At 72.0% G+C, this 11,977-nt stretch carries 9 protein-coding genes; 8 read left to right on the top strand and 1 reads right to left on the bottom strand.

Annotated elements, in window-relative coordinates; genetic code table 11:
* Position 1: 1 nt before the first annotated feature.
* The 5 genes from BLQ63_RS18080 to BLQ63_RS18060 all read left to right on the top strand — a co-directional run bounded on the left by BLQ63_RS18080 (position 2) and on the right by BLQ63_RS18060 (position 7,697).
* Complete coding sequence (locus BLQ63_RS18080) at positions 2-898, top strand: hypothetical protein (protein WP_177154996.1); 897 nt, start codon at positions 2-4, stop codon at positions 896-898.
* Positions 895-2,562 (top strand): murein biosynthesis integral membrane protein MurJ, encoded by a 1,668-nt coding sequence (murJ, locus tag BLQ63_RS18075; protein WP_091038333.1) that lies wholly within the window; start codon positions 895-897, stop codon positions 2,560-2,562. The genes BLQ63_RS18080 and murJ overlap by 4 nt, the downstream gene beginning before the upstream one ends.
* On the top strand, positions 2,559-3,656 hold the full coding sequence (locus BLQ63_RS18070) for a glycosyltransferase family 4 protein (protein ID WP_091038331.1): 1,098 nt from the start codon (positions 2,559-2,561) through the stop codon (positions 3,654-3,656). The genes murJ and BLQ63_RS18070 overlap by 4 nt, the downstream gene beginning before the upstream one ends.
* Positions 3,657-3,663: 7 nt before the next feature.
* Entirely contained in the window at positions 3,664-5,907 is a 2,244-nt protein-coding gene (locus tag BLQ63_RS18065; protein ID WP_091038328.1) for a hypothetical protein, read from the top strand.
* A 95-nt stretch (positions 5,908-6,002) separates the two neighbouring features.
* A complete protein-coding gene (locus BLQ63_RS18060) occupies positions 6,003-7,697 on the top strand; it encodes a CTP synthase (protein ID WP_091038326.1) in 1,695 nt (564 codons plus the stop codon).
* A gap of 73 nt (positions 7,698-7,770) precedes the next feature.
* Here BLQ63_RS18060 and BLQ63_RS18055 read toward each other — a convergent pair whose 3' ends face one another.
* Entirely contained in the window at positions 7,771-9,279 is a 1,509-nt protein-coding gene (locus BLQ63_RS18055) for an MFS transporter (RefSeq protein ID WP_091038324.1), read from the bottom strand.
* A gap of 123 nt (positions 9,280-9,402) precedes the next feature.
* On the opposite strand from BLQ63_RS18055, the gene BLQ63_RS18050 reads away from it, so the two are divergent.
* The 3 genes from BLQ63_RS18050 (at position 9,403) to ald (ending at position 11,852) form a co-directional block, all read left to right on the top strand.
* Complete coding sequence (locus BLQ63_RS18050) at positions 9,403-9,942, top strand: TetR/AcrR family transcriptional regulator (protein ID WP_091038322.1); 540 nt, start codon at positions 9,403-9,405, stop codon at positions 9,940-9,942.
* 32 nt (positions 9,943-9,974) lie between these two features.
* Positions 9,975-10,544 (top strand): NUDIX domain-containing protein, encoded by a 570-nt coding sequence (locus tag BLQ63_RS18045; RefSeq protein ID WP_245681006.1) that lies wholly within the window; start codon positions 9,975-9,977, stop codon positions 10,542-10,544.
* A 186-nt stretch (positions 10,545-10,730) separates the two neighbouring features.
* A complete protein-coding gene (ald, locus tag BLQ63_RS18040; protein ID WP_091038320.1) occupies positions 10,731-11,852 on the top strand; it encodes an alanine dehydrogenase in 1,122 nt (373 codons plus the stop codon).
* The last annotated feature ends 125 nt before the right edge of the window (positions 11,853-11,977 follow it).

The following is an 11,977-nucleotide window of genomic DNA, read 5'->3' as shown; positions in this document are numbered from 1 at the left end:
CATGAGCCAGCTAACGCGCACTGTAGGGCGGGCGTTCCTCGGAGGCCTCGCAGCGGGCGGCACGATCGCCGCCATCGGCGCCGTACGGCGATCCAAGTGGGCGGCCGAACTGGAACGGGTCAACCACAAAGGCGACACCGTGAGCCTGGCCGAGGGCCCCGGCATCACCGTGGGCGCCACCGCCGGCGCGGTCCTGGGGGCGAACTCCCCGGCCTACGCCGTCGCCGCGGCCACCGCCGGGCTCACCGCCGGCGCGGTCGGCCTCTACGACGACATGGCCGACGCCAAGGGCGAGAAGGCCAAGGGATTCAAGGGCCACATCGGCGCGCTTCTCAAGGGGCGCATGTCGGCCGGACTGATCAAGGTCGTGGGGATCTCCACCGCCGGCCTCGCCTCGGCCGCCCTGATCGACCTCGCCAACGGCGAACTCACCGACGAGCGCCGCTCCAAGGTGCGGCGCCTGTGGAACGTCGGCGTCGGCGGCGGCGTCATCGCCGGCACCGCGAACGTCATCAACCTGTTCGACCTGCGGCCCGGCCGCGCCCTCAAGGTCGTCACCCTCGCCGCCGCGCCCCTGACGAGGGACCCCGGGCCCGACGCCCGCCGGCGCACCGCGGCCGGCGGCGCCAACACCGCCCTGGCGGTCTCCTCGGCCGCGGGCGCCGCGATGGCCGACGACCTCGACGGCAAGACCATGCTCGGCGACGGCGGCGCGAACGCCCTCGGCGCGCTCCTGGGCCTGGCCTTCATCGCCCGGACCGGGATGCTCGGCCGCCACGTCGCCCTCGCGGGCGTCGCCGCGCTCATCGCCGCCTCCGAGAAGGTCAGTTTCACGAAGGTCATCGCCGAGACGCCGGTACTGCGCGAGCTGGACGAGCTGGGTCGGACGAAGTCTTGACCGAGACCCGACGCGAAGTCGGTCGTGCCGCCTCGGTCATCGGTGCGATCACCGTCGCCTCCCGCCTGGCCGGATTCGGCCGCACGATGGTCTTCACCTGGGCGATCGGACTGGGGACGCTCGGCACCGCCTACCAGACCGCCAACAACATCCCCAACATCATCTTCGAACTGGTCGCCGGCGGCGCGCTCGCCGCACTGGTGATCCCGCTGCTGGCCGCGCCGCTCGCCCGTCACGACCCCCGGCAGGTCGGCCACATCGCCTCGGCGCTGCTGACCTGGGCGCTGACGATCCTCGTCCCCGCCGGACTGCTGCTGGCGTTCTTCGCGCGCCCGATCATCCTCCTGCTCATGCCCGCGAACGTCGACTCGGGCAAGACGATCGACGTCGCCACCGAGATGCTCGTCCTCTTCGCGCCGCAGCTGCCCCTCTACGGGGTCGCGGTGGTCCTCACCGGCATCCTCCAGTCCCACCGCCGCTTCGCCTGGCCTGCGCTCGCCCCGCTCCTCTCCAGCGTCGTCATGGCCGGCGTCTACGTCGTCTACGGCATGATCTCGGGCCGAGAGGACAAGGCCGGGCAGGTCTCTCAGAACGAGGTCCTCCTGCTCGGGCTCGGCACCACCTGCGGCGTCGCCGTCCTCGCCGGCTGCCTGATCTTCCCGCTGCGGGGGCTGCGCCTCAAGCTCCGCCCCGCGTGGCGCCTGGAGACCCACGTCGCCGCCGGCCTGAGGTCCCTCGCCATCGCCGGGATGATCACCGTCGGCGCCCAGCAGCTGTGCCAGGCCCTGCTCATCCGGCTCGCCAACGACGCCGGCGAAGAAGTCCCGGGGGCCACGGCGATCTTCACCGTCTCCCAGACGTTCTTCCTGCTGCCGTGGGCCATCCTCGCCGTCCCCCTCGCCACGGCCGCCTACCCCATCCTCGCCGAGGCCTTCTCGCTCGGCGAGCACGAGCGCTACCAGCGCCGCCTCTCCCAGACCGGCCGGGCCGTCCTGCTGCTCTCCGGCCTCGGCGTCGCCGCCCTCGCCGGGCTCGCCGAACCCATGGGCACCGTCCTCGCCTCGGTCTCCTCCGACACCGGCCTGAGCACGCAGCCCCAGCTGCAGGCCACCCTCACCGGCCTCGCCTTCGGCCTGTTCGGCTACTCGGTCTTCGCGATCTACTCCCGCGGCCTGTACGCCATCGGCCGCAACAAGTACGCCGCCGGCGCCACCTCGCTCGGCTGGGCCGCCGGGGCGGCCGCCGCCCTCGTCCTCTCCGCGGCCATGCCCCTCGAAGACCGCACGCTCGCGCTCGCGATCGCCTGGTCGGTCGGCATGACCGTCATCGGCCTCGCCCTCACCGCCGCGATCGCCCGCCACACCGGCGCGGCCAGCCTCAGGGGCGTCCCCCGGGCCGCGCTCGCCACGATCGTGGCCGCGGTCGGCGCCGTCCTCGCCGCCCGCGAGCTCATCGCCCTGTGGGGCCACGCCGACACCTTCTACACCGCCCTCTTCCAGGGCGCCGTCGTCGGCGCCGCCATCGCCGTCGTCTACCTCGGGCTCGCCGCGCTCCTGGGCGGATCCGGTGTCGTGCGCCCGGTCCTGCGACGCGCTGGCATAATCCGAGCGTCCGAAGAACCCGACGAATCCGCACCCGACGAACCCAGTGGAGCAGACAAGTGAGCCATCGCCGCATCGCATTGGTGCTCGGTCCCTCGACCGGCGGCATCGGGACGCACGTCGCCTCGCTCGCGGCCGGCCTCGTCGAACGCGGCGACGCCGTCCTGGTCGTCGGCCCGCCCGAGACCGAGGAGCGGTTCGGCTTCCGCGCCAAGGGAGCCCGCTTCGCGCCAGCCCCCATCACCGCCAAGCCCTCGCCCGAACTCCCGCTCGCGTGGTGGGCCGCCCGCGGCGCCCTGCGCGGCATCACCGGCCGCGGCGTCGACCTCGTGCACGCCCACGGGCTCACCGCGGGGCTCACCGCCCTCGCCGCCCGCCCCACGGGCGCCGCGCTGGTCACCACCTGGCACAACCAGCTCATCACCGAGGGGATCAAGCGCCGCGTCTCCGACGAGATCGAGAAGCGCCTCGCCCGTGGCGTCGACGTGGCCCTCGCGGCCTCCTCCGACCTCCACGAGCACCTGGTCGACCTCGGCGCCCGCGACGCCCGCCTCGCGCCGGTGGCGGCCCCGCCGCGCCGCGCCACCGGTGAGCCCGAGGCGATCCGCACCGAGCTCGGCATCGGCGACCGCCCGCTGCTGCTGTCGGTGGGCCGCCTCCACCCCCAGAAGGACTACGACACGCTCATCGCCGCGGCCACCCGCTGGAGGGGCCTCGAGCCCGCCCCGGTGGTCGCCATCGCCGGGGACGGACCCGAACGCGAACGCCTCCAAGGACTCATCGACGCCTCCGGCGCCGACGTGCGCCTGCTCGGCCACCGCACCGACGTCGGCGACCTCCTCGCCGCCGCCGACCTCACGCTGGTCACCAGCCAGTGGGAGGCCCGCCAGCTGTTCGCCCAGGAAGCCCTCCAGGCCGGCGTGCCGCTCGTGACCACCCGCACCGGCGGCATCCCCGAACTCGTGGGCGACGCCGCGCTCTACTTCGAGGTCGGCGACGTCGACGGGCTCGACCAGGTCGTGCGCGGCCTCCTCGCCGACCCCGTCCGCCTCGCCGCCCACGCCGAAGCGAGCCTCGCCCGCGCCGCCACCTGGCCCGACGAGGCCCAGATGCTCGACGCCCTGGACGCGCTCTACCTGGAACTGACGGGAAGATAGCCCCGCCGTGTCGCGCAAACTCGATGCGGGTCGACTGACCCGCAAGGCCCGCAAGCAACTCGCCGCCGGCATCTCCCAGAACCGAGGGCCGATCCTCGCCTGGGTCCTCGTCGCCGTGCTCGGCACCCTCGCGGTCCTCCAGCTCCTCCCCGACGAGTCCGAAGAGTCGATACCCGAGACCGTCCCGTCCGTCATCGTCCTCGGCGTCGGCGGCCTGACCTGGACCGACATCAACGCCGAGAACACGCCGCATCTGAACGCGCTGGCCGAGAACGGCTCCCTCGCCGAGCTGAACACCGACTCGGGCCGCCGCTTCACCTGCACGCTCGACGGCTGGCTCACCCTCTCGGCGGGCGCGCCCGCCGTCTCGACGCCCTACGGCGACGCCTCGGACTGCGGCCCGGTCACCGCCGAGCAGATCACCGTCACCGGCGACAGCGCCTCGATCGGCGACATGACCGACCTGGTCGGCACGAACCGCGACCTCGACCAAGGCGCCGAACTGGGGATGCTCTCCGCCGGGACCTCCTGCGCGACCGCGATCGGACCCGGCGCGGCCTACGCCACCGCGAACTCGGTCGGCCGCGTCGGCGACTACGTCTCGGCCCTGCCCAGCGGCGACCGCCTCGCCGCGACGCTCGCCTCCTGCCCGCTCACCGTCGTCGACGGCGGCGTGCTGCCGGTCGACGCCAAGGCCCGAGCCGCGGCCCTCGCCGACCTCGACGACACCGTCGGCGCCCTCGACGACGCCCGCGCCGACGGCGCCGCCCTCGTGGTGACCGGCATCAGCCAGGTCGCCGAGCCGAACCGGCTCCTGGCCACCGTCGCGAACTTCGGCGGCGAGGACGGCCACAACCTCCTCGACCTGCCCGCCGACCGGCCCGGCTACCTGCGCCTGACCGACCTGACCGCGACGATCCTGACGCTGCTGGACGTCCAGCTGTCCGACACGCCCGTCGAGGGCGCCGCGGCCGGCGCCACCTCCGACACGCTGTCCCATGAGGACCGACAGGCGGTCTTCGACGACACCGACACCAGGCTCATCGCCGCGGACACGGCCGCCCCGGCCACCCAGTGGCTCCAGGTGCTCCTGTTCCTGGCCCTGACCTTCGTCGCCTGGCCGCTGCTGCACCTGCTGCGCCGGGCGGGCCAGCCGGGCGTCAAACCGCCCCCGCTGTGGCTCATGCGGCTCAACATCGTCTCGGCCCTCGTGTGCGCCCTGTTCGTGGCCGCCGCGATACTCGCCGACTTCCTCCAGTGGTGGTCGGCGCCCCACCCCGGCCTCGTCGGACCCCTGGCGGCCCTCGGCATCGCCGTGGTCTGCGCCTGCGTCGCCATCGTCCTGCCCGGGCGCCACGGCCCCGCCAGCCTCATGGTGAGCGTCTCCGCGTTCGGCGTCCTCGTCACCGTGCTGGCCATGCTCATCCACACCGAGGACCCTCTGGGCACCCTCCTGGGGGACTACACCGTCGCCGACTCCGCCTCGAACGAACTCGGGCCGGTCGCCACGGGCATGTTCATCGCGTCGCTGTGGCTGCTCGCCGCCGCGGCCGCCTGGCAGCTGCCGCGCCGCTACCAGTCCCCGGTCATGGCCGGGATCGGCGCCCTGGGCGTCCTGGTCGTCTCGTCCGGGTTCCTCGGCGACTCCGTCCCGGCGGCCGTCGCCATCATCGTCGGCATCTGCCTGGCCTCGGCGCTGGCGACCGGCGGCTGGGTCACGTTCTCGCGCTTCGTGTGGTCCGGCCTCGCCGGGGCCGCGGTGCTCTTCGGCCTCTCCTGGATCGACTACCAGCGGCCCGCCGCCGAGCGCGGCGAGCTCGGCGCGTTCCTCGGCGACATCCTGGGCGACACCAACGGCGTCATCGCCTCCGGCGTCGGCTCCAACATCGTCGCGATCTTCACGTCGCCGCTGAGCGTCCTGACGGTCCTGGCCGGCGCCTACTGCTGGCTCATCCTCCTGCGCCCCGGAGGGGGCCTGCGGCGCGCCTGGGGCCTGTATCCGCCGCTGCGCGCCGCCTTCTCCGCCGCGGTCGTCGGCGCGGCCGTCGCGGGGCTCCTCCTCGGCAAGGGCCTCATGAGCCTCGGCTCGGCCCTCGCGGTCATGGTTCCCTTGGCGGTCATCATGAGTCACCGCGTTCTGGCCCGCGCGCACGTGAAGGACGGGCAGTACTCGGACATGATCGTCGACGCACCCTCGTGGGTCGATGAGGAAAACAGCGACGAAAGTGTTAGTGTGGAATCCCGTGGATGAAGCGATCCACCGGCTGCCTCTGGCGAAGCTTGCGAGCCAGAGAAATCGGCTCAGCCTGAGCAGCTCGTTCGCCACGAACATCACGGGAGTCCGCCTTGGCCAGCGCCGCAAATGGTCAGATCCGCACCACGAAGCACCTCTTCGTCACCGGCGGGGTCACCTCTGCCCTCGGTAAGGGCATGACCGCCGCCAGTCTCGGAAACCTGCTCACCGCGCGCGGACTGTACGTGGTGATGCAGAAGATCGACCCTTATCTCAACGTCGATCCCGGGACCATGAATCCGTACGAGCACGGGGAGGTCTTCGTCACCGACGACGGCGGCGAGACCGACCTCGACATCGGCAACTACGAGCGCTTCCTGGACCGGAACCTGTCCAAGCACGCGAACGTGACCACCGGGCAGGTCTACTCCGACGTCATCGCCAAGGAGCGCCGCGGCGACTACCTCGGCGCGACCGTCCAGGTCATTCCGCACATCACCAACGAGATCAAGTCCCGCCTCGCGGCGATGGCCGACGCCGACCCGGAGACCGGTCGCGTCCCGGACGTGGTGATCACCGAGGTCGGCGGCACGGTCGGCGACATCGAGTCGCTGCCGTTCCTGGAGGCGATCCGCCAGTACCGCCACGACATCGGGCGCGACAACTGCTTCTTCCTCCACGTCTCGCTGGTGCCGTACCTGGCCGCGTCCTCGGAGATGAAGACCAAGCCGACGCAGCACTCGGTGGCGCAGCTGCGCTCGATCGGCATCCAGCCCGACGCGATCGTGTGCCGCTCCGACCGGCCGCTGCCGGACGGGCTCAAGCAGAAGATCGCCGGGTTCTGCGACGTCGACGACGCCGCGGTGGTCTCGGCCCCCGACTCGAAGTCGATCTACGAGATCCCCAAGACCCTCCACTCGGAGGGCCTGGACGCCTACGTGGTGCGCAAGCTCGACCTGCCGTTCCGCGACGTCGACTGGAGCGCCTGGGACGACCTGCTCGACCGGGTGCACCGCCCCGAGTCGACGGTCGAGGTCGCGATCGTCGGCAAGTACGTGGAGCTGCCCGACGCCTACAAGTCGGTGGTCGAGGCCCTGCACGCGGCCGGGTTCTCCCACCGCGCGAAGGTGAACGTCCGCTGGGTCGTCTCCGACGAGTGCGGCAGCCCCGAGGCCACCGCGAAGGCGCTCGCGGGCGTCGACGCCGTGGTCATCCCCGGCGGCTTCGGCGACCGGGGGGTGCCGGGCAAGATCGCGGCGCTCACGTGGTCGCGCACGCGCCTGGTGCCGACGCTGGGCCTGTGTCTGGGCTTGCAGTGCATGGCGATCGAGGGGCTGCGCGAGATCTCCGGGCTCGTCGGCGCCGACTCCGAGGAGTTCAACCGCGAGGCCGAGCACCTGGTGATCTCGACGATGGCCGACCAGACCGACATTGTCGCCGGGCGCGGCGACATGGGCGGCACGATGCGCCTGGGCACCTATCCGGCGCAGCTCGCCGAAGGCTCGCTCGTCGCCGAGGCGTACGGCGCGACCGAGGTCAACGAGCGCCACCGCCACCGGTACGAGGTCAACAACGCCTATCGCGACCAGTTGCTCAAGGCCGGGTTCGTGATCTCGGGCCTGTCGCCCGACGGGCGCCTGGTGGAGTTCATGGAGCTCGACCGCGAGGTGCACCCGTACTTCGTGGCGACGCAGGCCCACCCGGAGCTCAAGTCGCGCCCGACCCGCCCGCACCCGCTCTTCGCGGGCCTGGTCGACGCGGCGCTGAGGCGCCAGGCGGCCGACCGCCTCGACCTCGAAGCGGCGTAACTCGAAGCGGCGCAGGCGAACACGAGAAAGGGCGGGGCTCCGATGAGCCCCGCCCTTTCCTCGTCTTCTCGGGTCAGTCCTGCGCCTTGGCGCGCAGGGCCCTGCCGACCGCGACCGCGGCGATCAGGACCAGGGCCGCGGCCACGATCGAGGTGGTCCGCACCCCGTCGGTGAACGCGGTCCGCGCGGCCTCCAGGAGCGCGTCCCCGGCCTCCGCCGGCATCGCGGCGGCCACGTGCACCGCCTCGCCGAGCGTCTCCGCCGCGGCGTGCGGGGCCTCGCCCAGCTCGGCCCGGTAGATCCCGGTCGCGAGCGAGCCCAGGAGCGCCACGCCCATGGCGCCGCCCAGCTCGTACGCGGTCTCGGAAATCGCCGAGGCCGCGCCCGCCCGGTCTGCCGGAGCCGCCGCGAGGATCGCGTCGTTGGTCACCGTCTGCGCCAGCCCGGCGCCCGCGCCGATGAGCGTGTACGCCACCGCCACGACCACCGCGCCCTGGTCGACGCCGATGAAGGTCATCGCCGCGAAGCCGACGATGACGAACACCAGGCCGCCCAGGATGGTGCGCACCATGCCGACGCGCTCCGACAGCCGCACCGCGATCAGGCCGGTGACCACCGAGACGGCCATGCCCGGCAGGAGCAGCAGCCCCGCCTCCATGGGGGAGAAGCCCAGCACCAGCTGCAGGTACTGCGTCAGCAGGAACAGCGCCGAGATCATCGCGAACACGATCGTGAAGTTCGTCGCCAGCGAGGCGCTGAAGCGGCGCAGCCGGAACAGCGCCACGTCGATCAGCGGGTGCTCCAGGCGGGCCTGGCGGCGGACGAACCAGACCGCCGAGACCGCGCCGACGAGGATCGCTGCGGCGGCGGCCCAGGTCAGGCCGTGCTCGGCGATGGTCTTGATGCCGTACACGAACGGGAACATCGCCATGAACGACAGCCCCACGCTGGCCAGGTCGAGCGTGCCCGGCGAAGGGTTCTTCGACTCCGGCAGCAGCAGCGGCGCGGCGAGGACCACGGCCAGGGACACCGGCGCGGCCATGAGGAACACCGAGCCCCACCAGAAGTGCTCCAGGAGCCAGCCGCCGATGACCGGACCGGCGGCGGCGCCCGCGGAGAACCCGGAGGCCCAGACCGCGATCGCGAAGCGGCGCTGGCGGTCGTCGGGGAACAGGTTCCGCATGAGGCCCAAGGTGGTCGGCATGAGCGTCGCCCCTGCCAGGCCCAGGAGGGCGCGCGCGGCGATGAGCGTCTCGGCCGTCGGCGCGTACGCGGCGAGCACGCTCGCGGCGGCGAACGCGGCCGAGCCGATGACGAGCAGCCGCCGGCGTCCGAACCGGTCGCCGAGGGAGCCCATGGTGACCAGGAGCCCGGCGAGCACGAACCCGTAGACGTCGACGATCCACAGCAGCTGTGAGCTGGTGGGGGAGAGGTCCTCGGACAGGAACGGCACGGCGAAGCCGAGCACGGTCATGTCGATGGAGATGAGCAGGACCGGGAGCACCAGCACCGCCAGTGCCCAGCCCTGCTTCGCGCTCATGCGAGGACGGCGCTCCTCGGGTGCGCGCAGCGTGGCGGTCATTGGTATCTCTTTCTCTGCAGGGCCGTTCTCGGCCCGAGGCGTCGTCGGGGACGGGCGCGCCGGAGTCCGGCGCCGCTCGTCAACTGTACCGTCCGGACGGTACAGTAGCAATCAGGAGGCAACATGAACGAGCCCGAGATCACCACCCGTGATCGGATCCTCAACGCGCTTCAGCGCATCCTCGTCGAAGAGGGCAGCTTCGGCGTCACGCTGGAGAAGGTCGCCGCCGAGGCCGGCGTCTCCAAGGGCGGCCTGCTCTACCACTTCAAATCCAAGTCCGACCTCTACGACGGCCTCGCCGCGCGCTTCCGCGAGCAGGAGGAGGCCAACATCGCCCGCGCCCGCGAGGCCGGCGCCGTCGAGACCTTCCTGCGCGTCTCCGAGGTCGAATCCGCCGAATCCGCCGCCGGCCTGTGGGCCCTGCTCACCGCCATGCGCGGCAGGGACGGCCTCTCCGAGGCCGCCAAGGGCGACGTCCTGTTCATCTTCGAAGGCTGGGCCGCGCTCCTGCACGAGCAGATCGAGGACCCCGTCACCGCCGAGATCGTCCGCCTCGTCGGCGACGGCCTGTTCCTCTCCGCCCTCTCCGGCGTCCCCCTCCCGTCCCAGGAGGTCGTCGACGGCATCCTCCGCCGCCTCAAAGCGGAGTCCGGAGAGTCCTGAACCCGTAACCACAGCCGACTAGTGTGGCCCTCGTGCATGAGTACCGAGTTCTCGACAGCGAAATCATCCACCGCGGCTGGTGCTACGACCTGACCGCCGAGACCGTCGCGATGCCCGGCGGCACCGAGGCGGCGCCCGCCACCGCCCGGCGCGAATACCTCGACCACGTCGGGGCCGTCGTCACCGTCCCGCTCGACGAGCAGGGCCGCGTCGGCCTCATCCGCCAGTTCCGCGTCCCGCCCAAGGAGCTCATGTGGGAGTTCCCCGCGGGCCTGAGGGACATCCCCGGCGAGGACCCGGCCGTCGCCGCCCGCCGCGAGCTCGCCGAAGAGGTCGACCTCCACGCCGCCGACCTCCTCGAACTCGGCGAGTACTACACCACCCCCGGCATCTCCAACGAGCTCATCCACTACTACCTCGCCACCGGCCTCACCCCCGTGCCCGAGGCCGACCGGCACGAGCGCACCGACGAGGAGTCCCACATCGAACTCGTCTGGTGGGACCTCGACAAGGCCCTCGACGCCGTCGCCGGCGGCGAGATCCGCAACGGCGTCTGCGCCCTCGCCCTGAACCTCACCCGCCTCCACCTCGAACGCCGATAGCGCACGCTCACACGGCCCGCCGCCTTCCGAGGCGGCGGGCCGTCGGTTTACGATCACGGCGACGACGCCGTCCGAACTGCTGACCCACGAGGAATGCGGGCTTGCGGGCGAATTGCGTCCTAGAATGCCCGTGCGGGACGCCGACCGGCCCCGAACAGGCACAACACTTCGGAAGGAACCCGCAGAGTGAAAGTCGCCGTCCCCCGCGAGATCAAGAACAACGAGTACCGCGTCGCCCTCACCCCCGCCGGCGTCCACGAGCTGGTCGCCGCCGGACACGCCGTCACCGTCGAGACCGGGGCCGGACTCGGCTCGGCCATCACCGACGACGACTACCGCGCCGCAGGCGCCGGCATCGCCCCCGACGCCGAAGCCACCTGGGCCACCGGCGACCTCGTCCTCAAGGTCAAAGAGCCGATCCACGACGAGTTCCACCGCATGCGCCCCGGCCAGACGCTCTTCACCTACCTTCACCTCGCCGCCAGCGCCGAATGCACCGACGCGCTCATGGAGCGCCACGTCACCGCCATTGCGTACGAGACCGTGCAGACCGCCGACGGCCGCCTGCCGCTGCTCGCGCCCATGAGCGAAGTCGCCGGACGCCTCGCCGTCCAGGCCGGCGCCTACCACCTCCAGCGCCCCGAAGGCGGCCGCGGCACCCTCATGGGCGGCGTCCCCGGAACCGCCCCCGCCCGCGTGGTCATCATCGGCGCCGGCGTCTCCGGCATGAACGCCGCCGCCATCGCGGTCGGCATGCGCGCCGACGTCGAGCTCCTCGACCTCAACGTCGACAAGCTCCGCGCCGCCGACGACCAGTACCAGGGCCGCCTGCGCACCGTCGTCTCCAACCGCTTCGAGGTCAAGCGCGCCTGCCGCGAGGCCGACCTCGTCATCGGCGCCGTCCTCGTCCCGGGGGCCAAGGCCCCCACCGTGGTCGACGACGAAGTCCTCGCCGAGATGAAGCCCGGCGCGGTCCTGGTCGACATCGCCATCGACCAGGGCGGCTGCTTCGCCCACTCCACGCCCACCACCCACGACGACCCCACGTTCACCTACGGCGGCAAGCTGTTCTACTGCGTCGCCAACATGCCCGGGGCCGTCCCCAACACCTCCACCTACGCCCTCACCAACGCGACCCTGCCCTACGTGATGCGGCTCGCCAACCTCGGCTGGGCCGGCGCGCTCAAGGCCGACCCGGTGCTCGCGCGAGGCCTCAACACCTACGAGGGGCAGGTCGTCAACGAACCCGTCGCCGTCACCCACCGCCTGCCCCTGAAACCGATTGCGCAGGTGCTCGCCGAGAACTGACGTCCCTTCAGGTCTCAGGCCTCACACCGCACAGCGGGCGATCCCACACCGGGTGCCTCGGAGTCTCCCAAGCCGTCGACAGCCTCGATACACTGACGTACAGTCGCTATGACAGGCAATGGTGA

Source organism: Glycomyces harbinensis, assembly GCF_900101745.1.
Taxonomy (GTDB): domain Bacteria; phylum Actinomycetota; class Actinomycetes; order Mycobacteriales; family Micromonosporaceae; genus Glycomyces; species Glycomyces harbinensis.
Note: the sequence above shows the minus strand (reverse complement) of the source record. Positions and strands in the feature narration are given on the sequence as shown.